19 protein-coding genes and 1 pseudogene are annotated in these 25,417 nt (G+C 66.7%); 18 read left to right on the forward strand and 2 right to left on the reverse strand.

Features of this window, described 5'->3' with window-relative positions; all coding sequences use genetic code 11:
• Positions 1-67: 67 nt before the first annotated feature.
• Together AC5WJ1_RS26925 and AC5WJ1_RS26930 are read left to right on the forward strand one after the other, a co-directional pair.
• Positions 68-4,009 carry a beta strand repeat-containing protein gene (locus AC5WJ1_RS26925; RefSeq protein WP_494476743.1) on the forward strand — a complete coding sequence of 1,314 codons (3,942 nt, stop codon included), beginning with the start codon at positions 68-70 and terminating at the stop codon, positions 4,007-4,009.
• A gap of 190 nt (positions 4,010-4,199) precedes the next feature.
• The gene (locus AC5WJ1_RS26930) at positions 4,200-5,540 is read left to right on the forward strand and encodes a TolC family outer membrane protein (protein WP_135702756.1); all 1,341 of its coding nucleotides are present in this window, start codon (positions 4,200-4,202) and stop codon (positions 5,538-5,540) included.
• A gap of 11 nt (positions 5,541-5,551) precedes the next feature.
• Here the strand turns inward: AC5WJ1_RS26930 and phaZ are convergent, their stop codons facing one another.
• On the reverse strand, positions 5,552-6,802 hold the full coding sequence (gene phaZ, locus AC5WJ1_RS26935) for a polyhydroxyalkanoate depolymerase (RefSeq protein WP_135702755.1): 1,251 nt from the start codon (positions 6,800-6,802) through the stop codon (positions 5,552-5,554).
• Between the two features lie 463 nt (positions 6,803-7,265).
• Between phaZ and AC5WJ1_RS26940 the strand changes: the two genes are divergently transcribed.
• Positions 7,266-7,673: a hypothetical protein gene (locus AC5WJ1_RS26940; protein ID WP_195427216.1), complete on the forward strand. Its 408-nt coding sequence runs from the start codon at positions 7,266-7,268 to the stop codon at positions 7,671-7,673.
• A gap of 105 nt (positions 7,674-7,778) precedes the next feature.
• On the opposite strand, the gene AC5WJ1_RS26945 is transcribed toward AC5WJ1_RS26940, so the two are convergent.
• Positions 7,779-8,732 carry a LysR family transcriptional regulator gene (locus AC5WJ1_RS26945; RefSeq protein WP_133094590.1) on the reverse strand — a complete coding sequence of 318 codons (954 nt, stop codon included), beginning with the start codon at positions 8,730-8,732 and terminating at the stop codon, positions 7,779-7,781.
• A gap of 181 nt (positions 8,733-8,913) precedes the next feature.
• Here AC5WJ1_RS26945 and AC5WJ1_RS26950 point away from each other — a divergent pair, with 181 nt between their 5' ends.
• From AC5WJ1_RS26950 to AC5WJ1_RS27020, 15 genes and pseudogenes are all read left to right on the forward strand, one after another.
• A complete protein-coding gene (locus AC5WJ1_RS26950) occupies positions 8,914-10,374 on the forward strand; it encodes a form I ribulose bisphosphate carboxylase large subunit (RefSeq protein WP_133094591.1) in 1,461 nt (486 codons plus the stop codon).
• A gap of 39 nt (positions 10,375-10,413) precedes the next feature.
• Entirely contained in the window at positions 10,414-10,833 is a 420-nt protein-coding gene (locus tag AC5WJ1_RS26955; protein WP_494476744.1) for a ribulose bisphosphate carboxylase small subunit, read from the forward strand.
• A 146-nt stretch (positions 10,834-10,979) separates the two neighbouring features.
• Positions 10,980-11,903, forward strand: a complete 924-nt coding sequence (gene cbbX, locus AC5WJ1_RS26960; RefSeq protein ID WP_135702753.1) for a CbbX protein — start codon at positions 10,980-10,982, stop codon at positions 11,901-11,903.
• A gap of 3 nt (positions 11,904-11,906) precedes the next feature.
• Positions 11,907-12,671: an HAD family hydrolase gene (locus AC5WJ1_RS26965; protein ID WP_135702752.1), complete on the forward strand. Its 765-nt coding sequence runs from the start codon at positions 11,907-11,909 to the stop codon at positions 12,669-12,671.
• A 1-nt stretch (position 12,672) separates the two neighbouring features.
• The gene (gene rpe, locus AC5WJ1_RS26970) at positions 12,673-13,377 is read left to right on the forward strand and encodes a ribulose-phosphate 3-epimerase (RefSeq protein WP_135702751.1); all 705 of its coding nucleotides are present in this window, start codon (positions 12,673-12,675) and stop codon (positions 13,375-13,377) included.
• 51 nt (positions 13,378-13,428) lie between these two features.
• On the forward strand, positions 13,429-14,523 hold the full coding sequence (locus tag AC5WJ1_RS26975; RefSeq protein WP_133094596.1) for a class 1 fructose-bisphosphatase: 1,095 nt from the start codon (positions 13,429-13,431) through the stop codon (positions 14,521-14,523).
• An 11-nt stretch (positions 14,524-14,534) separates the two neighbouring features.
• On the forward strand, positions 14,535-15,413 hold the full coding sequence (locus AC5WJ1_RS26980) for a phosphoribulokinase (protein ID WP_135702750.1): 879 nt from the start codon (positions 14,535-14,537) through the stop codon (positions 15,411-15,413).
• A 28-nt stretch (positions 15,414-15,441) separates the two neighbouring features.
• Positions 15,442-17,457, forward strand: coding sequence for a transketolase (gene tkt, locus AC5WJ1_RS26985; protein WP_494476745.1), 2,016 nt, complete (start codon positions 15,442-15,444; stop codon positions 17,455-17,457).
• On the forward strand, positions 17,454-18,149 hold the full coding sequence (gene gph / locus AC5WJ1_RS26990; protein ID WP_434034623.1) for a phosphoglycolate phosphatase: 696 nt from the start codon (positions 17,454-17,456) through the stop codon (positions 18,147-18,149). The genes tkt and gph overlap by 4 nt, the downstream gene beginning before the upstream one ends.
• A 59-nt stretch (positions 18,150-18,208) precedes the next feature.
• Positions 18,209-19,219 (forward strand): type I glyceraldehyde-3-phosphate dehydrogenase, encoded by a 1,011-nt coding sequence (gap, locus tag AC5WJ1_RS26995; RefSeq protein WP_133094600.1) that lies wholly within the window; start codon positions 18,209-18,211, stop codon positions 19,217-19,219.
• Positions 19,220-19,231: 12 nt separating this feature from the next.
• Positions 19,232-20,467: a phosphoglycerate kinase gene (locus AC5WJ1_RS27000; RefSeq protein ID WP_494476746.1), complete on the forward strand. Its 1,236-nt coding sequence runs from the start codon at positions 19,232-19,234 to the stop codon at positions 20,465-20,467.
• A 36-nt stretch (positions 20,468-20,503) separates the two neighbouring features.
• Positions 20,504-21,541: a class II fructose-bisphosphate aldolase gene (fba, locus tag AC5WJ1_RS27005; protein WP_133094601.1), complete on the forward strand. Its 1,038-nt coding sequence runs from the start codon at positions 20,504-20,506 to the stop codon at positions 21,539-21,541.
• A 68-nt stretch (positions 21,542-21,609) separates the two neighbouring features.
• Positions 21,610-22,114: pseudogene (locus tag AC5WJ1_RS27010) on the forward strand (Dyp-type peroxidase).
• Between the two features lie 98 nt (positions 22,115-22,212).
• The gene (locus AC5WJ1_RS27015; protein ID WP_135702747.1) at positions 22,213-23,235 is read left to right on the forward strand and encodes a class I fructose-bisphosphate aldolase; all 1,023 of its coding nucleotides are present in this window, start codon (positions 22,213-22,215) and stop codon (positions 23,233-23,235) included.
• A gap of 313 nt (positions 23,236-23,548) precedes the next feature.
• A complete protein-coding gene (locus AC5WJ1_RS27020) occupies positions 23,549-25,291 on the forward strand; it encodes a tannase/feruloyl esterase family alpha/beta hydrolase (protein ID WP_135702746.1) in 1,743 nt (580 codons plus the stop codon).
• Positions 25,292-25,417 lie beyond the last annotated feature (126 nt).

Below are 25,417 nucleotides of genomic sequence, written 5' to 3' on the forward strand. Positions count from 1 at the left end.
CGCAGCCCGCGCACAATCACAACCAGCAAGGCACGGCCACCAGGCCGGCATTCAGGACGGGGGAACCATGGCAACACTGACCGGCGGCAATGGCATCGACAATATCAGCGGCACCACTTCCAGCGACACCATCCTGAGCGGCAACGGCAACGACTATGTCAGCGCCGGCGATGGCAATGACTACGTCGACGCGGGCAACGGCGACGATATCGTCGAAGGCGGCGACGGCGACGACACCCTGCTGGGTGCGAATGGCAAGGACCGGGTATTCGGCGGGCGCGGCAGCGACAGCCTGGCGGGCGGCAACGGGGCCGATGCGGTCTATGGCGGCAGCGGCGACGATGTAATCGGCAGCCTCGATGCGAGCTCTGCGCTCTACACCGGCGACAACGGCGGCGATACCATCTATGGCGACGGCTTCGACAGCTACGCCGATTACCAGCTTGGGCGCGGCCATGAGTCGGCCCAGCCTGGAAACGACCGCATCGCTGGCGGCAATGGCGATGACCTGATCTACGGCGACAACGGCAACAACGCCGTCGTGGGCGGCGACGACATCATTGCCGGCGGCAACGGCAAGGACACCGTCTATGGCGAAGGTGGCAACGACACCATCGGCGGCGGCGGTGGCGGCGATCTGCTGAGTGGCGGTGCAGGCCGCGATGTGTTCGTCTACAGCGCCGTGATGGATTCTTCTGCGGGCGGCATGGATGTCATCACCGACTTCCAGCGCGGCACCGACCGTCTCGACCTGCGGCCGGTGCTGGGACAGACCGGCTTCGAATGGGGAGGCCGCACGCCGACGGCTCATGGCGCCTGGTTCGGGCAATCGGGCGGCAATACCTATGTCTATGTGGATGTCGATGGCAATCCCGCCACAGCGGAGATGGTCATCCAGCTCAACGGCCTGCATGAACTCGCCAGGAGCGATTTTGCCGGCTACGACAATCATGCGCCCACGGCCGCCGCCGACACCCATGGCATGGCCGAAGACAATCATCCGAATCCGATTACCGGCAATGTGCTGTCCAATGACAGCGATATCGACGCCGGCAACGTGCTGGCGGTGTCCAGTCCCGGCATCTATGTCGGCCAGTACGGCACGCTGCAGATCAACGCCGACGGCAGCTACAGCTACACGCTGGACAACAGCAATGCGCAGGTGCAGGCACTGCGGCGTGGCGACCATGTCGATGAGACTTTCAGCTACAGCGTGACCGATGGGCAGGCGTCGGCATCGTCGGTGCTGACCATCCGGGTCGACGGTGCCAACGATGTGGCCACCATCCATGCGTCAGCCAGCGAAGATACGTTGGCGACAGAGGCTGGCGGGGTGGCCAATGCCGTTGCGGGTGATCCTTCGGCCAGTGGGAGGCTCACCGTCAGCGATGTCGATACCGGTGAAGCGAAATTCGCCGCCGTGCAGGCGGAAAGCCTGGTCGGGCAGTATGGCACCTTCACCTTCGACAGCAACACCGGCGCCTGGACCTACGCTCTTGACGACAGCAAAGCCGAATCGCTGACCGCAGGCCAGCAGGTCACCGATTCGCTGACAGTGGTGTCACTGGACCAGACCGCCCAGCGGACCATCACCGTCAATATCACCGGCGCCAACGACCACGCCACCATCACGGCATCGACCAGCGAAGATACGTTGGCGACGGAGGCCGGAGGGCTGGCCAACGCCATTGCCGGTGATCCTTCGGCCGGCGGAACGCTGACGGTCACTGATGCCGATACCGGTGAAGCGCATTTCGCCGCTGTGCCGACGGACAGCCTTTCCGGAAACTATGGCACCTTCACCTTCGACAGCAATACCGGCGCCTGGACCTACACGCTTGACAACATCAAGGCCGAATCGCTGACCGCAGGCCAGCAGGCCAGCGATTCGCTGACCGTGGTGTCAGCGGACCAGACCGCCCGGCAAACGATTAGTGTCAATATCACCGGCACCAACGATCAGGCCATCATCACCGCATCGGCCGGCGACGAGACCTCGGTGACCGAGGCGGGTGGCGTGGCCAACGGCACCACGGGCGACGCATTCGCAAGCGGCATGCTGACCGTTAGCGATGGCGATGCCGGGCAGTCGCACTTTGCCGCCGTGGCGCCGGACAGCCTGGTCGGCCAGTACGGGAATTTTTCCTTCGACAGCGACACGGGCGCGTGGACCTACACGCTTGACCAGGGCAAGGCGGACGCGCTGGCAGCGGGGCAGCACGTGACCGACACGCTGACCGTGCAATCGTCGGATCTCAGCGCCAGCCAGGTCATCACGGTCAATATCACCGGTGAAAACGATACCGTTGTGAACACCGTGCCAACGGTGCAGGCGGGCCGGGAAGACACACCGCTGGTTTTCAGTTCGGCCACGGGCAATGCGCTCAGCATCGCGGATGTGGACAACGCAAGCCATACCGTGACGCTGACGGCGGCAGCCGGCACGATCACGCTGAACGGCATTGCCGGCCTGCAGTTCCTGGCGGGAGATGGCACCGCGGACGGCACCATGACGTTTACGGGCACCGACGCGGCGATCAATGCCGCGCTGGACGGGATGACGTTCGTCGGCGACAAGGACTATGCCGGCACGGCGTCGGTGCAGATGCAGGCAAGCGACGGCATCTCAGCCGACACCAGCGCCGTTGCCATCACGCTCAGTGCTGTCAACGATGCACCGGTGGCGGCATCCGACCTGGTCTATGTCTCCAACGACAGCAATGGCAACAGCCGCAGCACCATCCTGATTCCGGTCAGCGCACTGCTTGCCAACGATGGCGATGTCGATGGCATGGCGCTGTCGGTCACGGGGCTGGGCTCCGCGAACGGGGGCGTCAGCAACCTGGCTTTCGTCGCGGATACCAACGGCAGCTACATCCGCTTCGACGTCGACAAGACCTCCGGCAGCTTCACCTATACCGTTTCGGACGCCGCCGGCGGCACCAGTACCGCAACTGTCTCGGTCAATGTCATGCTCACCGAGAACGGTGCCAAGGTGTCCCTTGAGGGACTGGAATACCAGGCTTCCTATCTCGATGGCGGCTCCCAGAACGACACGCTGACCGGCGCCGGCATTGCCGACGTCTTCATTGGCGGATCGGGTACCGACTCGCTCAACGGTGGTGCCGGCGACGACGTACTGCGCGGTGCCGCCGGCAACGACAACATCGACGGTGGCGCAGGGATCGACTTGCTGGATTTCTCCGACGCAGGCGCGTCGCTGACGTTCACGCTGACGCAGGGCAACGTCGCCACCCAGTTCAACACGGGCTCGGGGACCGGACTCGGTACCGACACCTACCAGAATATGGAGGGTGTGATCGGCTCGCGCTTTGGCGACACCCTGACGGGCAGCCTGGCCAACGACATCATTCGCGCTGGCGCCGGCAATGACATCATCGACGGCCGCGAAGGCCTCGACCTGCTGGACTTTGCCGATGCGATGAGCTCGGTTGTCTTCACGCTGACGCAAGGCAGCGCGACGACTACCGTCGATCTGGGGACGGCGTCCGGCCTGGGCATCGACAGCTACCGGAACATGGAAGGGGTGATCGGGTCGGCCTTCAACGATACGATTACCGGCTCGGGCGGCGACGACGTGCTGCGTGGGGGCGCGGGCAACGACCAGCTCGCAGGGGGCGGCGGCAACGACCTGCTCGTGGGCGGGGCCGGGGCCGACCAGCTGAGCGGCGGCGGCGGCAGCGATACCTACCGCTTCCTGCGCGCCGATGCGGCCTCGGTCGACACGATCTCCGATTTCGATGTCACGCCCGCGGCGGCAGGTGGCGATGTGCTGGACCTGTCCGACCTGCTGTCCGGCGCCAGTGTCACCACCGCGAACGCGGCGCAATTCGTGCGGCTCGCCGAGATTGATGGCAATACCGTGGTCAGCCTTGACCGGGATGGCGGTGGTTCGGGCGCGGCCTTCCAGGACGTGGCGGTGCTGCAGGGCGTGGTCGGGCTCGACCTGAATACGCTGCTGAGCAACGGCAATATTCATACCGCTTGATTCATACCGCTGATTTCATATCACTTCACCGCTGGCGTCAAAGGCAAGCATCAGGCGCAAGCAGCAAGCTGGGCAAGGCAGGACCGGCGGCACCGCTGCCGGCGCAGTAGAAAACCATAATAAACGGGCAGGGCACCGCGTTGCGCACGCACTGGCACGGCGAGCGCGGTGTACCCGATCTGGGGGAAGCATGACGACAGCATGGTGCCGGCTGGCATCCGTACTGCTATGGGCAGCCATGGCGGCGCCGCCGCACGCGGCCGCCCAGGCGCTGCAGCAGGCGGTGGAGCAGGCCGTGCACACCAATCCCGAAGTGCTGGCGGCGGGCAGCCGCCGCCTGGCCGCCGACGAGGGGCTGAAGCAGGCGCGCGCCGGTTACCTGCCGCGGGTCGACGTCAATGCCGCCACCGGCCGCGTGCGCCTGGACAGCCACAGCACGCGTGCGATGGGACTGGCTGATTCCTCCTATGCCAGCCACCTGGCCGGCGTGACGATTACACAGATGCTGTTTGACGGCTTTGGCGTCAGCAGCGACGTGGAGCGGCAGGGCGCGCGCATCGAAGGCGCGGCCTACCGGGTGGGCGCCACCGCCGAAGACATCGCGCTGCGCACGGTGGGCGTCTATGTGGAGGTGCTGCGCCGGCAGGAAACGGTGGCCATCGGGATGGCCAACCTTGAAGCGCACCAGCACATCTACGACCAGATCCGGCTCGGTGCCGACAACGGCGTGTTGCGCCGCGCCGATCTCTACCAGGCCGAAAGCCGGCTGGCGCTGGCACAGGCTAACCTGCGCGCCGAGCAGGGCGCGCTGCAGGAGGCCGTGACGGCGTTCCTGCGCGTGGTCGGCGCGCCGCCGCAAGGCTTGTCCCGGCCGGAATCGCTGGCGGCCGTGCTGCCCGCCACCGAGCGCGAGGCGATGCTGGTGGCCGGCGCCAGCCATCCGGCGCTGGGCGCGGGGCAGGCCGATATCGCCGAAGCCGAGGCCGCGCGCTCGCTGGCCCGCTCGGCCATGTGGCCGCGGCTGGACCTGGAGGTGGGCGCGGCGCGCGACCGCGACCGGGTGCTCGGCACCACGGATGAGCGCAGTGTAATGCTGCGGGTGCGCTACAACCTGTTCCGCGGCAATGCCGACAAGGCACGGATCAACGAGGCCGGCTACCAGATCCAGGAAGCGGAGCAGAACCTGGAGCGGCTGCGCCGTCAGGTGCAGGAAAGCGTGTCGCTGGCGTATAACGCCTATCGCACCGCGCAGGACCGGCTGGCAAGCCTGGAGCAATATGTGCAGGCTAGCGACGCCACCCGCGTCAGCTACGGCAGGCAGTTCCGCATCGGGCAACGCAGCCTGCTCGACCTGCTCAATGCCGAGAATGAGTACTTCAGCGCGCGCACGGCGTACGTGACCGGCCAGTACACCCAGCTGGCCAGCCAGTACCGCATCCTGGCCGGCATGGGCTTGCTGCTGGCGACGCTGCAGGTGGCACCGCCGGGCGAGGCGCTGATGCAGGCCGGGATACGCAGCCGCCCACGTTAGCCGGCGCCATGTCAAACGCTTCCCATGCTCGCCCGGGCGTCAATGCCGCGTCGCGTCATATCGCATATCGTGGGAAAGACTTCCCTATGCCAGCAAGGGCCAGAGAAAAGGTCATAATGGCCGCAGCGCGGCACCGTAACGAGCCGCTTGCCGCGCAGGGCAATGCCTTGGCACAGATCATGAGCCGCATGGGTCTGTCCCCGGCCAGAGATTTCGTCGCACTCGCCTTCAATGGTGAGTAATGCGGTCGTACGGATGTCTTGTGGTCGCACCGCATGTCCTTGCACCTGCCATGTTCCGCGCGGCAGCCGGAAGTCCTGAAACACTGTGCTGATGGTATCCAGGTAGAACTCTGCCGCCATGTCGAGCACGGCGTTATAGGCGTCCAATGCTTGCCCATGCCTCTGCGCAAGATCGGCGTCGCCGCGCGCAAGACTGAGGCAGAAGTCCCGATACAGGGTCGTCAATGAAGATGACTCCGCCGCGGCCAGGCCGGCGACTTGCACGAAGCTTGGGCAAACCTGGCGTCCGACGCCCATGTACGGCTCAGGCACCGCGTGAATCAGATTGCGTTGAAACCACTGCAGGGAATGACGAGCGGCGAGATCCCCGATCGCGGTCGGGCTGCGACGCGCATCGATCGGACCGCCAATCAGAGTCAAGGTTTGCGGTGTCGGCTCATCCTCGCTCGCCAGCAGCGCAACGGCGGCCAACGTCGGCACAGTGGCCTGGCAGATGGCGAGGACATGGAGCGATTCCGCTTCGATCTGACGAATAAGGCGTTTGATGAAAAGCACATAGTCGTCCAGATGGAAGGGGCCATCACTCACAGGCACGTTGCGCGCATTGCTCCAATCTGTGACATAGACGATATGTTCGTGCAGCAACGACTCCACGACCTCGCGGAGCATGACGGCATGGTGACCCGCCAACGGTGCGCACAGAAGTATTGATGAAGACGGTTGTCCAGCCTCATGTTTGGCGGAGCCAGTCGTGAAGCGCAGCAGGCGGCAAAACGGGTTTTCTAAAAGGACAGTTTCCTCCACCGGGACAACGCAGCCACGAAGCTGAATCGCTGTAATGCTGAACGAGGGCTCATCGCAGGGCGAGCCGACGCGACTGAGCATTTCCCAGCAAGCGGCAAAGTCGCTTGCGCCAGGCACATAAGAAAACGGACTCATGGGGTGGATAAACGCGCGGCTCGCTTGTATCGCCAAGGCCGCCATTGTTGCCCTTTGATACTCCACAATCTGATAGAGCATACCGATCTCACGTCGAAGTAGGTCTGCCAGATAATCACGCGCCACCAGCACCGAACATGGCACGACCCGCAATGCCGAGCGAGGCAAAGTCGGACCGTTCCAATCGCTATGGGCTCGTTCTGCTGCCGCTGCCGATAAAGCGGACTGCCGGCAATGCCTCAGCCCGGAACCACTCCAGCATAGTCCAGGCGGGTTCGGCCTGTGACTCGACTGTAAGCAGGGTACGCGGAGGGGGCTCCATCCTCGCCAAACACGTTATGCCGCGTTTTGGTGTGCCCTATGGGGCACCAATCCGACACAGTGGCATGTAATGCAAAGTCGTTGGCATCCTTTGCATGGCGGGCGGCCCGCTGGCGCCGTTAGGCTATGCCATGTAGGTCATGACCGAAATCAACGCGTGTCCAGCCTGGGCGCGTTGCCGGCATGTCTCGTGTCGCGATGTTCTTGGAAGGATGTAACCACCATGACTTATTCGCTCTCGCGCGCCGAAGTGGACAGCATTACCGATGGCGACGTGCAGTGCAGCACCATGAAACTGCTGCCGGAATGGGACGACATCCCGGCGGACTTCCGCAACGGCAATCTGTACACCCGTCTGGCAGAGGCGCGCTTGCTCGACTACCAGCTACCCGGTATCTCGATTGCATTCCTGCCAGAGTTCGATGACGCTGCGGCTTGCCAGGCCATCGACCGTTGCATCACCGCGCACCTGAACGCCTTCGCGCCCCGCCACCAGCACCGGATCGCCGGTGTGGGATACATGATCTCCAAGGTTTGCACCGTGACGCGCGTCGGGGTCGACGAGGCGAATGCCGAGCACGCGTACGGGCACCTGCTTCAAGCACCGACGGACGACGAACAACCGGATTGATTATCTGGCGACAGCCGTTCATGCGGGTGCGACAGCCCATCCACTGAATCCTGCGCCTGTCGGCTTCCGCCGATCACCTGCAAATCCCGGCGTCCCCTTGTTTCATCACGCCACGCGCCGCCCAGGCAGCAGCCCCGCATATTCCTTCCCCAGGAACTCCGCAGTGTGCTCAAGCAGATAGCCCCGGCAGCTCTCGCTGGCCGGAGACAGGCGCTTGCTTGCCATATGCGCCACATGCCAGACGCGCTCGATCGGCGTACCCGTCACATCCAGCAACGCGATTTCTCCCGTACGCAGTTCCAGTGACAGCGTATGCAGCGACAGCAGGCTGATCCCCATGCCCGCCATCACCGCCTGCTTGATGGTTTCATTGCTGCCCAGCGTGATCACCTTGGCCGGTGTGAACAGGTGGTCGCGGAACATGAACTCCGCCACGGTGCGGGTACCGGATCCGGGCTCGCGCAGCAGGATCGTCTCGTGACGCAGTTCCTGCAGGTCGAAGCGCTTCTCGCCGCGCAGCGGATGCCGCGGCGAGGCCACCACCACGTACGGATGCGCGGCGATCGGTTCTGACACCGCGTCCAGCTCGCGTGGCGGACGGCCCATCAGGGCCAGGTCGATGGCATTGTCCTGCAGCAGCTGCAGCAGCGTTTCGCGGTTGCCCTCGGCAATGCGCAGGTCGATGCCGGGATGCTGCGCCGTAAACCCCGCCAGCAGCTTGGGCGCGAAGTACTTGGCCGTACTGATCAGCCCGATCGTGATCGAGCCCTGCTCGACATCCTTGACCGCCTGCAGGCCTTCCTCCGCATCCTTGATCTCGCCAAGGATGCGCGAGGCATGGTGCAGCAGCCGGTCGCCGGGCTCGGTCAGCGTGAGCTGGCCCCGGATCCGCTCGAACAGGGCCAGCCCCACCACGGATTCCAGCTGCTTGACCTGCATCGAGACGGCCGGCTGCGTCAGGTGCAGCTCCTCGGCCGCGCGCACGAAGCTGGCGTGGCGGGCCACCGTGACAAAGATCTGGAGCTGGCGAAGCGTGAGGGCGCGCAGGAAGGAGGACATGGGCAGTGGGGGCGGCTTGGGGTTTGTCCTTTGATCTGAGGCCCGGGTGTGCGGCCCGCGCCTCACTTAAAGGATGGCTTATACAGGGGCTAAGAATATCTGAATTTACCTTATGTTGGTGGCCGGATATCTTTCTTTCCAACGAGCAGTCACGCCGCCAAACCACGGAAGGGAGACCAGCATGAACGCACCTGAAACGATCCAAAGCAAGCCGCGCAAGCGCTATGACGCCGGCGTGATGAAGTACAAGGAAATGGGGTACTGGGACGGCGACTACGTGCCCAAGGACACCGATGTCCTGGCGCTGTTCCGCATCACGCCGCAGGACGGCGTCGATCCGGTCGAGGCCGCCGCCGCGGTGGCCGGCGAATCGTCGACGGCCACCTGGACGGTGGTGTGGACCGACCGCCTGACCGCGTGCGACATGTATCGCGCCAAGGCCTACCGGGTCGATCCGGTACCCAACAACCCCGAGCAGTTCTTCTGCTACGTGGCCTATGACCTGTCGCTGTTCGAGGAAGGCTCGATCGCCAACCTGACCGCCTCGATCATCGGCAACGTGTTCAGCTTCAAGCCGATCAAGGCGGCGCGCCTGGAAGACATGCGCTTCCCGGTGGCCTACGTGAAGACCTTCGCCGGCCCGTCGACCGGCATCATCGTCGAGCGTGAGCGCCTGGACAAGTTCGGCCGCCCGCTGCTGGGCGCCACCACCAAGCCCAAGCTGGGCCTGTCGGGCCGCAACTACGGCCGCGTGGTGTACGAGGGCCTGAAGGGCGGGCTGGACTTCATGAAGGACGACGAGAACATCAACTCGCAGCCCTTCATGCACTGGCGCGACCGCTTTCTCTTCGTGATGGACGCGGTCAACAAGGCCTCGGCCGCCACCGGCGAGGTCAAGGGCAGCTACCTGAACGTGACCGCCGGCACCATGGAAGAGATGTACCGGCGCGCGGAGTTCGCCAAGTCGCTGGGCTCGGTCATCATCATGGTCGACCTGATCGTGGGCTGGACCTGCATCCAGTCGATGAGCAACTGGTGCCGCCAGAACGATATGGTCCTGCACCTGCACCGCGCGGGCCACGGCACCTACACCCGCCAGAAGAACCATGGCGTGTCGTTCCGCGTGATCGCCAAATGGCTGCGCCTGGCCGGCGTCGACCACATGCACACCGGCACCGCGGTGGGCAAGCTGGAAGGCGATCCGCTCACCGTGCAGGGCTACTACAACGTCTGCCGCGATGCCTATACTCAGACCGACCTGACGCGCGGGCTGTTCTTCGACCAGGACTGGGCCTCGCTGCGCAAGGTGATGCCGGTGGCCTCGGGCGGCATCCACGCGGGCCAGATGCACCAGCTGATCCACCTCTTCGGCGACGACGTGGTGCTGCAGTTCGGCGGCGGCACGATCGGCCACCCGCAGGGGATCCAGGCCGGTGCCACGGCCAACCGCGTGGCGCTGGAAGCGATGGTGCTGGCGCGCAACGAAGGACGCGACATCCTCAACGAAGGGCCGGAGATCCTGCGCGACGCGGCGCGCTGGTGCGCACCGCTGCGGGCGGCGCTCGATACCTGGGGCGACATCACCTTCAACTACACGCCGACCGATACCTCGGACTTCGTGCCCACCGCGTCGGTGGCCTGAGCCCCCGAGCCCCTGAACACCACAGAACGAGAGGACATCATGCGCATCACTCAAGGCACTTTCTCCTTCCTGCCCGACCTCACCGACGAGCAGATCACCAGGCAGCTCGAATACTGCCTGAACAAGGGCTGGGCGGTCGGCATCGAATACACCGACGACCCGCACCCGCGCAATACGTACTGGGAGATGTTCGGGCTGCCGATGTTCGACCTGCGCGATGCCGCCGGCATCCTGATGGAAATCAACAACGCGCGGAACACCTTCCCGAACCACTACATCCGCGTCACGGCCTTCGATTCGACGCATACGGTGGAGTCGGTGGTGATGTCGTTCATCGTCAACCGGCCGGCCGACGAACCCGGCTTCCGCCTGGTGCGGCAGGAAGGGCCCGGCCGCACGCTGCGCTACTCGATCGAGAGCTACGCCGTGCAGGCGCGGCCCGAAGGCTGCCGCTACTGAACGGCAGCGGCCGCACCGGCGCGTAGCGCAGCCACGCACTGCCCGCCGGCGATTCCCTCACTGTGCAGTCCCACGGGCGCGCCGCGGTCAGGCAGCGCGCGGGGGGAAGCTGCGCCCCGGATTCGATGAAACCTACGGAGCCTGCCATGTCCGCACCTGAAACGACCGCACCACTGCAGCACCCCGCTGCCTTGCCTGGTTCGCTGGCCGAGTCGCTGGCCAGCTCCGGCATCACCGAGCTGCTGGCCCAGCTCGACCGCGAGCTGATCGGGCTGAAGCCGGTGAAAGCGCGCATCCGCGACATTGCCGCCTTGCTGCTGGTGGACAAGCTGCGCGCCGCGCGCGGCTTCAGCGCGGGGGCGCCCAGCCTGCATATGTGCTTCACCGGCAATCCCGGCACGGGCAAGACCACGGTGGCCCTGCGCATGGCGCAGATCCTGCACCAGCTCGGCTACGTGCGCCGCGGCCACCTGGTGGCCGTGACCCGCGACGACCTGGTCGGCCAGTACATCGGCCATACCGCGCCCAAGACCAAGGAGATCCTGAAGAAGGCCATGGGCGGCGTGCTCTTCATCGACGAGGCTTATTACCTCTACCGCCCGGAGAACGAGCGCGACTATGGCCAGGAGGCCATCGAGATCCTGCTGCAGGTGATGGAGAACAACCGCGAAGACCTGGTGGTGATCCTGGCCGGCTACAAGGACCGCATGGACCGGTTCTTCGAATCGAACCCGGGCATGTCGTCGCGCGTTGCCCACCATATCGACTTCCCCGACTACCAGCTCGAGGAACTGCGCCGGATCGCCGACCTGATGCTGGCGGAGATGCAATACCACTTCGACGACGAGAGCCGCGCCGTATTTGCCGATTACCTGGCCCGGCGCATGGCGCAGCCGCATTTCGCCAATGCCCGCAGCGTGCGCAACGCGCTGGACCGCGCGCGCCTGCGCCATGCGTCGCGGCTGCTCGACGATCCCGGCACGGTGGTCGATGACCGTGCCCTGACCACCATCACGGCCGGGGACCTGCGCGCCAGCCGCGTGTTCTCGCAGCCTTCGGCCGCGGAGTAAGCCATGAAAGCCCTGATCTTCGATGTCGACGGCACGCTTGCCGATACCGAGACCGCCCACCTGCAGGCCTTCAACGCCGCCTTTGCCGAGGTCGGCCTCGACTGGTGCTGGGATGAGGCGCTCTACACGCGCCTGCTCAAGGTGGCCGGCGGCAAGGAGCGGCTGCTGCACTACTGGGGGATGGTCGATCCGGAAGAGGCCCGCGGCTGCAAGGTCAGGGAGACTATCGACGCCGTGCATGCCATCAAGACACGCCACTACGCCGAGCGCGTCGGCAGCGGCCAGCTGCCGCTGCGCCCGGGCATTGCCCGGCTGATCGACGAGGCCGGCAGTGCCGGCGTGCCCATCGCCATCGCCACCACCACCACGCCGGCCAATCTCGATGCGCTGCTGCAGGTGCCGCTGGGCCAGCGCTGGCGCGAGCGCTTCGCCGCCATCGGCGACGCCGGCACCACCGCCATCAAGAAGCCGGCCCCGGATGTGTACCTGGCCGTGCTGGAACGCCTCGGCCTGGAAGCCGGGGATTGCCTGGCGATCGAGGATTCGGAGAACGGGCTGCGCGCCGCGCAGGCGGCCGGCATTGCCACCCTGGTCACGCCCAGCGCCTACACCGCGCACGAACGCTTCGACGGCGCGCTGCTGGTGCTGCCGCACCTGGGCGATCCGGGGCAGCCGCTGCCGCAGCAGCTGCCCGGCGCGGCGCAGCGCTGGGCTGACCTGGGCGCACTGCGCAACTGGCATCGCGGCACCCTGTTCGAGGCAGCCTGACATGCATGCCAACGACCAACATGCCGTCCGCCTCGCGCCGTCCATCCTGTCGGCGGATTTTGCGCGGCTGGGCGAAGAGGTGCGCGCGATCGAGGCAGCGGGCGCGGACCTGGTGCACTTCGACGTGATGGACAACCACTACGTGCCGAACCTGACCATCGGGCCGCTGGTGTGCGAGGCGATCCGGCCGCATGTGTCCATCCCTATCGATGTGCACCTGATGGTGGAGCCGGTCGACGCGCTGATCCCCATGTTCGCCAAGGCGGGCGCAAGCATCATCAGCTTCCATCCCGAGGCAAGCCGCCATGTGGATCGCACCATCGCGCTGATCCGCGAGCACGGCTGCAAGGCCGGCCTGGTGCTGAACCCGGCCACGCCGCTGGGCTGGCTCGACCACACGCTCGGCCAGCTCGACCTGGTGCTGCTGATGAGCGTGAATCCCGGCTTCGGCGGCCAGGCGTTCATCCCCGGCGTGCTGGACAAGCTGCGCCAGGTGCGCGCGCGCATCGACCGGCAGGTGGAGGCCGGCGGGCGAGCGGTCTGGCTGGAAATCGATGGCGGCGTCAAGGCCGACAACATTGCGGAGATCGCCCGCGCGGGCGCCGACACCTTCGTTGCAGGCAGCGCCGTGTTTGGCGCGCCGGACGCCGGCGGCGGCTACCGCGGCATCCTGCGCCGACTGCGCGAGGCCGCGACGCTCACCTAGCCCGCGCCGGCGCCAGACAAGAACACATAGCAAATGAAGAGGAGACCTGTCATGCCCGAAGTCCAGAGGATGACCCTGACGCAGTTCCTGATCGAGGAGCGCCGCCGCTACCCGGATGCCGGCGGCGGCTTCAACGGCCTGATCCTTAACGTGGCCATGGCCTGCAAGGAGATCGCGCGCGCGGTGGCCTTCGGCGCGCTGGGCGGCCTGCACGGCCGCGCCGGTAGTGCGGAAGGTAACGAGTCGGCCATCAACGTGCAGGGCGAGATCCAGCAGAAGCTGGATGTGCTGAGCAACGAGGCCTTCCTGCGCGTCAACGAGTGGGGCGGCTACCTGGCCGGCATGGCCTCGGAGGAAATGGAGGCGCCATACCAGATCCCCGCGTGCTACCCGCGCGGCAAGTACCTGCTGGTGTTCGACCCGCTCGACGGTTCCTCGAACATCGATGTCAACGTTTCGGTGGGCAGCATCTTCTCGGTGCTGCGCGCGCCCGAAGGCGCGGACGCCGTGACGGAGCAGGACTTCCTGCAGCCCGGAACGGCCCAGGTGGCTGCCGGCTATGCGCTTTACGGCCCCACCACCATGCTGGTGCTGACCGTGGGCAACGGCGTCAACGGCTTCACCCTCGATCCGAACCTGGGTGAATTCTTCCTGACGCACCCGGGCCTGCGCGTGCCCGCCGAGACCCAGGAATTCGCCATCAACGCCTCCAACAGCCGCTTCTGGGAGGCGCCGGTACAGCGCTATATCTCCGAGTGCATGGCCGGCAAGAGCGGCCCGCGCGGCAAGGATTTCAATATGCGCTGGATTGCGTCGATGGTGGCCGAGGCGCACCGCATCCTGATGCGTGGCGGTGTCTTCATGTACCCCCGCGATACCAAGGATCCCGCCAAGCCGGGCCGCCTGCGCCTGCTCTACGAGGCCAACCCGATCGCCTTCCTGATGGAGCAGGCCGGCGGGCGCGCCAGCACCGGCCGGCAGCCGCTGATGGCGGTGGCGCCGGGCGGGCTGCACCAGCGCATCGGCGTGATCTTCGGTTCGCGCAATGAAGTGGAGCGGATCGAGGACTACCACGCCAACCAGTCGGATCCCGACCTTCCCAATCCCCTGTTCAACGAGCGCAGCCTGTTTCGCGCGTCTGCCTGAGGTGCACGGCCATGTCAGAACGCTATCCCATCATTGCCATCACCGGCTCCTCCGGCGCCGGCACCACGTCGGTGACCCGTACCTTCGAGAATATCTTCCGCCGCGAAGGCGTGAAGTCAGTCGTGATCGAAGGCGACAGCTTCCACCGCTATAACCGTGCCGAGATGAAGGTCAAGATGGCCGAGGCCGAGCGCACCGGCAACATGAACTTCAGCCATTTCGGCCCGGAGAACAACCTGTTCGGCGACCTGGAAAACCTGTTCCGCTCCTATGCGGAAACCGGCACCGGCATGCACCGGCACTACCTGCACAGCGCGGAGGAGGCCGCCCCTTTCGGGCAGGAGCCGGGCACCTTCACCGAGTGGGAGCCGTTGCCCGCCGACACCGACCTGCTGTTCTACGAGGGCCTGCACGGCGGCGTGGTCACCGACGAAATCAATGTCGCCCAATATCCCAACCTGCTGATCGGCGTGGTGCCGGTCATCAACCTGGAATGGATCCAGAAACTCTGGCGCGACAAGAAGCAGCGCGGCTACTCCACCGAGGCGGTGACCGACACCATCCTGCGCCGCATGCCGGACTACGTGAACTACATCTGCCCGCAGTTTTCGCGCACCCATGTGAACTTCCAGCGCGTGCCGTGCGTGGATACCTCCAACCCCTTTATCTCGCGCGAGATCCCGGCGCCGGATGAAAGCATGGTGGTGATCCGCTTCGCCAACCCGAAAGGCATCGACTTCCAGTACCTGCTGAGCATGATCCACGACTCGTTCATGTCGCGCGCCAACACCATCGTGGTGCCGGGCGGGAAGATGGAACTGGCCATGCAGCTGATCTTCACGCCTTTCGTGCTGCGCATGATGGAGCGCCGCAAGCGCGCCGCCCTGTAACAACCGCTGAGCTGCGAGGACAAGAAACATGAACGCACCCGAACGCATCGACTCCGCGGCCCGCTGCGCCAACGCGCTGCGCTTCCTGGCCGCCGACGCGGTGGAACAGGCCAGGTCGGGCCACCCCGGCGCGCCCATGGGCATGGCCGAGATGGCCGAGGCGCTGTGGCGGCGCCACCTGCGCCACAACCCTGCCAACCCGGCCTGGCCGGACCGCGACCGCTTCGTGCTGTCCAACGGCCATGCTTCCATGCTGCAGTACGCGCTGCTGCACCTGACCGGGTACGACCTGCCCATGTCGCAGCTGCGCCAGTTCCGCCAGCTGCACGCGGCCACGCCGGGGCATCCGGAAGTCGACGTGACGCCGGGCGTGGAGACCACCACCGGGCCGCTGGGCCAGGGCCTGGCCAATGCCGTCGGCATGGCGCTGGCGGAGAAGCTGCTGGCCGCCACCTTCAACCGCCCCGGCTTCGACATCGTCGACCATCACACCTATGTCTTCCTCGGCGATGGCTGCCTGATGGAGGGCCTCAGCCACGAGGCCTGCTCGCTGGCGGGCACGCTCGGGCTGGGCAAGCTGGTCTGCCTGTACGACGACAACGGCATCTCCATCGACGGCGACGTCGCCGGCTGGTTTGCCGATGACACGCCGAAGCGCTTTGCCGCGTACGGGTGGCACGTGATCGCCGGCGTGGACGGGCATGATGCGCACGCCGTCGACGCGGCGCTGCACGCGGCCAGGGCGGAGCGCGACCGGCCCACGCTGATCTGTTGCCGCACCGTGATCGGCCAGGGCGCCCCGGCCAAGGCGGGCGGGCACGATGTGCATGGCGCACCGCTGGGCGCGGCGGAGATCGCAGCCATGCGCGAGGCGCTGGGCTGGGAGGCCGAGCCCTTCACCGTACCGGCGGACGTGGCCGACGCCTGGGACGCAAGCGTCCAGGGCGCGGCGAGGGAGGCTGAATGGGAGGCGCGCTTCGCCGCCTATAGCGCCGCGCATCCCGAACTGGCCGGGGAATTCCTGCGCCGCATCAAAGGCCAGCTACCGGAAGGCTTCGATGCGGCACTGATGGCGCTGCTGGACGCGCCCTCGGCACTGCAGGGCAGGATCGCCACGCGCAAGGCCTCGCAGTTCTGCCTGGAGGCGCTGGCGCCGGCCTTGCCGGAACTGCTGGGCGGCTCGGCCGACCTCACCGGCTCCAACCTGACCAATGTGAAGGCTTCGGTCTGGGTCAACCACGAAGGGCACGGCAACTACGTCAGCTACGGCGTCCGCGAGTTCGGCATGGCGGCGGTGATGAACGGCGTGGCGCTGCATGGCGGGCTGATCCCCTACGGCGGCACCTTCATGACCTTCTCGGACTACTCGCGCAATGCCATCCGCATGGCCGCGCTGATGCGGCTACGCGTGATCCACGTGCTGACGCATGATTCGATCGGCCTGGGCGAGGACGGCCCCACGCACCAGCCGGTGGAGCATGCCGCGAGCCTGCGGCTGATCCCCAACAACCGGGTCTGGCGCCCGTGCGACGGCGCCGAAACCGCCTACGCGTGGCAGGCCGCGCTGCAGCGCGAGCACGGCCCGACCTGCCTGGTGCTGTCGCGGCAGGCGTTGACGCCGTTCGAGCGCGATGCCGCCCGGCGTGCGGACATCGCGCGCGGTGGCTACGCCTTGCGCGATGCCGTGGCGCCGCGGGTGGTGCTGGTCGCCACCGGCTCCGAAGTGGAGATCGCGGTGCGCGCCGCGCAGGAACTGGCCGACGCCGGCATCGCCGCGCGCGTGGTGTCGATGCCGTGCGTGGAGCTGTTCTACGCGCAGGACGCGGCCTACCGCGACACGGTGCTGCCGCCGGGTGTGCCGCGCGTCAGCGTGGAGGCGGGCGCCACCTGGTACTGGCGCGGCGTGGTGGGCGAGGGCGGCGTGGCGCTGGGCATCGACACGTTCGGCGAGTCCGCCCCGGCGGAGGCGCTGTACCAGCACTTCGGACTGACTCCGGCGCACGTTGCGGCTGCCGCGCGCGCCTTGCTGGAGGAGAAGCCATGACTGCCGTATCCCTGCCTTGCACCGCGGTGCTGGTCGACCTCGACGGCACGCTGGTCGACAGCGCCCCGGACATCGTCGAGGCCGCCAACCGCATGCTCGCCGGTCTCGACAGCGCGCCGCTGCCCTTCGATACGGTGGCCGGCTTCATCGGCCGCGGCGTACCCAACCTGGTGCGGCGCGTGCTGGAGACCGCGCAGCTGGCGCCGCGGGTGGAGGCCGCCGCTGCCGAGGCGCTGTTCCATCGCCACTATGACGACACCAACGGCCGCCTGGGTTCGGTATTCCCGGGCGTGGAAGCGGGCCTGGCTGCGCTCAGGCGCGAGGGCTACCGCATGGCCTGCGTCACCAACAAGCCGCGCGCGCTGGCGGCGCCGCTGCTGGCCATGACCGGCCTGGCGGCGTACCTCGACGTGCTGGTGGCCGGCGATTCGATCGCGCAGATGAAGCCGCACCCCGCACCGCTGCGCCATGCCTGCCGGCTGCTCGACGTCGATGCGGCGCAAGGCGTGCTGGTAGGGGATTCGCCAGTGGACGTGGCCGCTGCGCGCGCGGCCGGCATGCCGGTCTGCCTGGTGCGCTACGGCTACGCCGGCCCCGACGGGCCCGCGGCACTGGGCGCGGATGCGCTGATCGACTCGATCGAGGCACTGCCGGTGCTGCTGACGCCGGCGTGGCTCGCACCCGCCGCCTGATATCCGGCGCGGGCCGGCAAGGATACCAAGACAAGTAAACGGAGACATCAGGAGACATCATGACCATCAAGGTTGCCATCAACGGCTACGGGCGCATCGGGCGCAATGTACTGCGCGCCCACTATGAAGGCGGCAAGCGCCACGATATCGAGATCGTTGCCATCAACGACCTCGGCAACGCCGCCACCAATGCCCACCTGACGCAGTACGACACCGTCCACGGCCGTTTCCCGGGCGAGGTCTCGGTTGACGGCGATGCCTTCCGCGTCAACGGCGACCGCATCCGCGTGGTGGCGCAGCGCAATCCGGCCGAGCTGCCGTGGGCCGGGCTGGGCGTGGACGTGGTGATGGAGTGCACCGGGCTGTTCACCAGCAAGGAGAAGGCATCGGCCCACCTGAAGGCCGGCGCGAAGAAGGTGATCATCTCCGCCCCGGGCGGCAAGGACGTGGACGCCACCATCGTCTATGGCGTGAACCACGGCGTGCTGAAGGCGACCGACACGGTCATCTCCAACGCCTCGTGCACCACCAACTGCCTGGCGCCGCTGGTCAAGCCGCTGCACGAGAAGCTGGGCGTGGTGAACGGGCTGATGACCACGGTGCACTCGTACACCAACGACCAGGTGCTGACCGACGTCTACCACGACGACCTGCGCCGCGCGCGCTCGGCCACCATGTCGATGATCCCGACCAAGACCGGCGCCGCCGCCGCCGTGGGACTGGTGCTGCCCGAGCTGGATGGCCGCCTGGACGGCTTTGCCGTGCGTGTCCCGACCATCAATGTGTCGCTGGTCGACCTGTCCTTCGTGGCGGCGCGGCCGACCACCGTGGACGAGGTCAACGGCATCCTGAAGAGCGCCGCCGAGGCCGAGCTCAAGGGCATCCTGGACTACAACACCGCGCCGCTGGTCTCGGTGGACTTCAACCACAGCCCGGCCTCGTCCACCTTCGACGCCACGCTGACCAAGGTCAACGGCACGCTGGTCAAGGTCTCGGCCTGGTATGACAACGAATGGGGCTTCTCCAACCGCATGCTGGATACCGCGGTGGCGCTGGCCAACGCACGCTGAAGGGTGGCTACGATGAGCATTTTCCATGCTACGGACACGCAACCGAAACCCGCGGCGCCGCACACGCTGGCCGCATTGCTCGCCGCCGGCGGGCTGGCCGGCAAGCGGGTCTTTATCCGCGCCGATCTCAACGTCCCGCAGGACGATGCGGGACAGATCACCGACGATACCCGCATCCGTGCTTCCTTGCCCGCGATCGAGGCCTGCCTGCAGGCGGGGGCCGCGGTGATGGTCACCTCGCACCTGGGCCGTCCCGAGGAAGGCAAGCCGGACCCGCGCCACAGCCTGGCGCCGGTGGGCCGCCGCCTGTCGGAGCTGCTGGGCCGGCAGGTGCCGCTGCTGTCCGGCTGGACCGCGGGCTGCTTCCAGGTGCCGCCCGGACAGGTGGTGCTGCTGGAAAACTGCCGCGTGAACAAGGGCGAGAAGAAGAACAGCGACGAGCTGGCCCAGAAGATGGCCGCGCTGTGCGACATCTACGTCAACGATGCCTTCGGCACCGCGCATCGCGCCGAAGCCACTACCCATGGCATCGCCAGGTATGCGCCGGTCGCCTGCGCCGGCCCGCTGCTGGCCGCCGAGATCGACGCGCTGGGCAAGGCGCTGGGCCAGCCGGCGCGTCCGCTGGTGGCGATCGTGGCCGGCTCCAAGGTTTCGACCAAGCTGACCATCCTGAAGTCGCTGGCCGACAAGGTCGACAACCTGGTCGTCGGCGGCGGCATCGCCAACAGCTTCATGCTGGCCGCCGGCCTGAAGATCGGCAAGTCACTGGCGGAAGCCGAGCTGGTCGGCGATGCCAGGGCCATCATCGATATCATGGCCAGGCGCGGCGCCTCGGTGCCCATTCCCGTCGACGTGGTCTGCGCCAAGGAATTCAGCGCGACCGCCGCGGCCACCGTCAAGGATGTGAAGGATGTGGCCGACGACGACATGATCCTGGACATCGGCCCCCAAACCGCCGCGTTGCTGGCCGAGCAGTTGAAGGCCGCCGGTACCATCGTCTGGAACGGCCCGGTGGGCGTGTTTGAATTCGACCAGTTCGGCAACGGCACCAAGGTGCTGGCGCAGGCCATCGCCGAATCCAAGGCCTTCTCGATCGCCGGCGGCGGCGACACGCTGGCCGCCATCGCCAAGTACGGCATTGCCGACCGTGTCGGCTACATCTCCACCGGCGGCGGCGCGTTCCTGGAATTCCTGGAAGGCAGGAAGCTGCCCGCACTGGACGTGCTGGAGCAGCGCGCCGCCGGCTGACCCGTATTACCAAGCATCGACTAAAGGAGCTTCACCATGGCACTCATTTCCTTGCGACAGCTGCTGGACCACGCGGGAGAGTACGGCTACGGCGTGCCGGCATTCAACGTCAACAACCTGGAACAGATTCACGCCATCATGGAAGCGGCCGAGGAGACCGACAGCCCGGTCATCCTGCAGGCCTCGGCCGGCGCGCGCAAGTATGCCGGCGAGGCCTACCTGCGGCATATGGTGCTGGCCGCTGCCGAAACCCATCCGGACATCCCCATCGTGCTGCACCAGGACCACGGCTCCAGCCCGGCCGTGTGCCAGGCCTCGATCCGCTCCGGCTTCACCAGCGTGATGATGGACGGCTCGCTGCGCGAAGACATGAAGACGCCGTCGGACTACGACTACAACGTCGAGGTCACGCGGCGCGTGTGCGAGATGGCGCATGCGGTCGGCGTGTCGGTGGAAGGCGAACTCGGCTGCCTGGGCTCGCTCGAAACCGGGCAGGCCGGCGAAGAGGACGGCGTGGGCGCGGCAGGCACGCTGTCGCACGACATGATGCTGACCGACCCGGCGCAGGCGCGCGACTTTGTCGCACGCACCGGCGTGGATGCGCTGGCCATCGCCATCGGCACCAGCCACGGCGCCTACAAGTTCTCGCGCAAGCCCACCGGCGACATCCTGGCGATGGACCGCATCCGCGAGATCCACGAGCAGATCCCCGATACCCACCTGGTGATGCACGGCTCCAGCTCGGTGCCGCAGGAATGGCTGGAGATCATCCGCCAGTACGGCGGCGAGATCAAGGAGACCTACGGCGTGCCGGTCGAGGAAATCCTGCGTGGCATCAGGATGGGCGTGCGCAAGGTGAATATCGACACCGATATCCGCCTGGCCATGACCGGGGCGATCCGCAAGTCGCTGTCCGAGGACCGCAGCGAGTTTGATCCGCGCAAGGCCCTGCTGGCGGCCAAGAAAGGGGCCAAGGGCGTGGTGAAGCTGCGTTTCGAGGCCTTCGGCTGCGCCGGGCAGGCGTCGCGGATCAAGCCGGTGGGGATGGAAAGGATGGCGGGGCTCTACCGCTAGCGGCGCTCGCAGTACCACCACCCCGCCACGGCGATCCGGCTGCAGAGCCGCAAGCCGTCAGCAGCCCCATCACCCGTAGCGCGATTTTCATCGTCGCGACCCTTTCACCCGGCGCCGCGCACGCCGAAACCGTGCGGGCGTGGTGCGCGGATGTGGCCGCGCTGGTCCGTGCCGTAGGCAAGCGGGTCCAGGGCGGCAACCTTTCCTGTGTCTGCGGCTTCGGATCCGGGGCCTGGGACACGCTGTTCGGACAGCCACGGCCGGCCTCGCTGCATCCGTTCCGCGAATTCGGCAGCGGCGCGCGCCGCGCCATGGCCATGTGACAACATGCCGTTCGGGCAACCGGGCAAGGGCGAGTTCGGTACCTTCTTTATCGGCTACGCCCGCTCTCCCGCGCCGGTCGAGCAGATGCTCGAGAACATGTTCGTGGGGCGCCCGCCCGGCAACTATGACCGGCTGCTGGACTTCAGCGAGGCGGTCAGCGGCAACCTGTTCTTCGTGCCGCCTGCCTCGCTGCTGGAGGCGCTTGCCGAACGCCGCCCGGGAGGCGCCGATACCGGTGAGGCTCGGTAGTTCCGCGTGGCGGTCCGCGACGGCCCGCACGCCGGTCGCTTGCGCAATCGCACCGAGGCGCCAATGCTTGTTGTTATACCCCCTCCCGGAGCAACGCCATGGACACAGCAAGCGAACTGCAAGCCACCGTCGACGCCATGGTGCAGGGCGCCAAAGGCCTGCTGGCCGCCGACGAAAGCGGGCCGACCATCGCCAAGCGGTTCGACCGCATCGGTGTGGAATCCAGCGAGGAGAGCCGCCGGGCGTGGCGCAACCTGCTCCTGTCCACGCCGGGCCTGGGCGAGTTCATCAGCGGCGTGATCCTGTACGAGGAGACCCTGGGCCAGCGGGCCGACGATGGCACGCCGCTGCCCGAACTGGCCGCGCGCCAGGGCATCGTGCCCGGCATCAAGGTCGACAAGGGCAAGCTCGCGCTGGCGCACGCACCCGGGGACGAAATCACCGAAGGCCTCGACGGGCTGGCAAAACGGCTTGCCGGCTATCGCCAGCAGGGCGCGCGCTTTGCCAAATGGCGTGCCGTCTACAACGTGTCCGACAAGCTGCCGGGCCGGCTTGCCATTCACGCCAACGCCGAGGCGCTGGCGCGCTATGCCGCGATCTGCCAGGAGGCAGGGATCGTGCCCATCGTCGAACCCGAGGTGCTGATGGATGGCGCGCACAGCATGGCGCGCTGTGCGGAAGTCACCGAAGCCGTGCTGCATGAGGTGTTCGACGCCTTGCAGCGGCATGCGGTGGTGTTCGAGCACATGCTGCTGAAACCCAGCATGGTGCTTCCAGGCAAGGATGCGGGGCAGGCGGCACCGGCAGAGGTTGCCACGCAGACCGTACAGGTGCTCAGGCGCACCGTGCCCGCCGCGGTGCCGGGTATTTTTTTCCTGTCCGGCGGCCAGACGCCCGCCGAAGCCACCGCCAATCTCGATGCGATGAACCGGCTCGGCCCGTTGCCCTGGCGGCTCAGCTTCTCCTATGGGCGCGCCTTGCAGGAGCCGCCATTGCTGGCGTGGCGCGGGGAGCCGGCCAACGCCGCGCTGGCGCAACGGGCGCTGCTGCAGCGCTCGCGGCTCAACGCCATGGCGTGCCTGGGGCAATACGAAGCGGCGATGGAGAACGCCGCGGCCTGATCAACGCGCAAGATGCCGGCGGGCGTGCTCTTCTATCGCTGAATCGCCGGCGGCCTGCCGCGCCGTTTGCAGGTCCTTCCCGATTCGATTGAAAGAACTTCCGGTCGCCGGCCCGGGTGCGCGTGTGACGCGCGCATCCGGCAAACACCCGGCCCTCCGCTTCGGCAATACGGAACATATTTCACGCTCCACATCCGTCTCATCACCTGCGTGCTGGCATGCCGAATGCAGACGCAGGCACCGAGGATTATCCCGCCGGGGCCGAGGTCCCGGCGGCGCTATCCCGTCCCAGGAGACCCCGTGGAGAAGACAAATGTCAACCGACTTGCAAAGCAGAGTTTTGCCAGTGACCTTCAAACTGGCTCCCGTCCTCGTTGCGACCGTGGCCGGCCTTGTGCTGAGTGCCTGCGGCGGCGGTGACGGTGACAACGATCATCCCCCGCCGGTAAAGACCCCGGTATCGTGCCAGAACTTGCCGGGCAAGACCGTCCCCGCGAGCAGCATCGGCCTGCCTACCAAGGGCGCAACGGTTGCCGAGACCGACATGGTGCCGGCCACCGGCGGCGGGCAGCTGGGCACTGGCGCGTATTGCAAGGTAACGGGGACCATCGCGCCCGTCGATCCGACGGCGCCACCGATCCGGTTCGAGATCAACATGCCCGCCAGCTGGAACCAGAAGGTGGTGATGTTCGGCGGCGGCGGCTATGACGGGACCATTCCCAACACGGCAGGCAATGTGCCGGCCGGACCGACTGACCAGCCCTCGCCACTGGCGCGCGGCTATGCCACCTTCGCCAGCGATTCCGGCCACCAGGCGGGTGCGCTCGGCAGCCGCGACGGCTCGTTCGGCGTCAATGACGAGGCGCTGCGCAACTATGCCAGCGACGCGCTGAAGAAGACGCGCGACGTGGCGATCGCGCTGATCCAGATGCACTACCAGGCCGATGGCCCGAAGAAGGCCTACTTTGCCGGCGGATCGACCGGCGGCCGCGAAGCGCTGGCCGTGGTGCAGCGCTGGCCGCAGGACTGGGATGGCGCCATCGTGCTCTATCCCGCCTGGAATGCCGCCAGCCTGGACCTGCAGTTCGGCCGCATCACCCGCGCGCTGGCCGCGCCGGGCGCCTACCCGAACCAGCCCAAGCGCAAGGTGCTATACGACGCCGCCATTGCCGCGTGCGACGACCTCGACGGCGTCAAGGACGGCCTGATCAGCAATGTCGCCGCCTGCAATGCCAGCTTCGACCCATCCACGGCCATGCTCAACGGCCAGCCGGTCCGCTGCGCCAACGGCGCCGACGCCGGGGACACGTGCCTGTCCGACGCGCAGATCAACGCGCTGAAGGTGTACAACTCGCAGATCGTGTTCGGCTATGCGCTGGGCAGCGGCGAGACGCAGTATCCGGGCTTCAACGTCTGGGGCGCCGACCTCGGCTTGGCCGGCAACGCATCCGTCCAGCCGACAGTCATTGCCCTGGCGCTCAACATCGATGCCCCGGTCAATCCGATGCCCGCTACCGCGCCGTACATGAGCGTGTTCTGGGACCAGTGGGTGCGCTACTTCGTCACGCGCGATCCGACCTTCAACTCGCTGACGCTCGACCCGCAGAACCCGGGGCCCTGGCAGGACCGCATCAGCCAGCTTGCCGGGCTGCAGGACATCAACAAGACCGACCTGTCCGCGTTCATGAACAAGGGCGGCAAGATCCTGATGGCGCACGGCAAGTCCGATGCGCTGGTCAGCACGCGCGCGACCGAGGACTACTTCACGCGCGTACAGGGAACGATGGGCGCGGGCAATGTCGCCAACTTCATGCGTTACTACGAAATCCCGGGCTACGGACACTCGATAAGCTCGGTGTTCAATGCTTCGTGGGACTCGCTGACGGCGCTTGAGAAGTGGGTCGAGCAGGGCACCGCGCCGGCTTCGCTGACGGTGACCGACACGGTCGGCGTGCCGGGCCGCACGCGGCCGCTGTGCGAATACCCGAGCTGGCCGAAGTACAACGGCGCCGGCGATGTGAACCTGGCATCGAGCTTTACCTGCGCGACGCAATAATGCGGAGGCAGGCGTAGGAAAAAGGGGCGAGCCCGCGCGGCTCGCTTCTTTTGTGCGCCCAGCATGGGCGCACTCTTGTGGGTGCAAGTCCCACCGTAAGCTGATCACAGCGAACGAAGCGAAGCG

The sequence above is a fragment of the Cupriavidus sp. MEYA8 genome, from assembly GCF_059278825.1.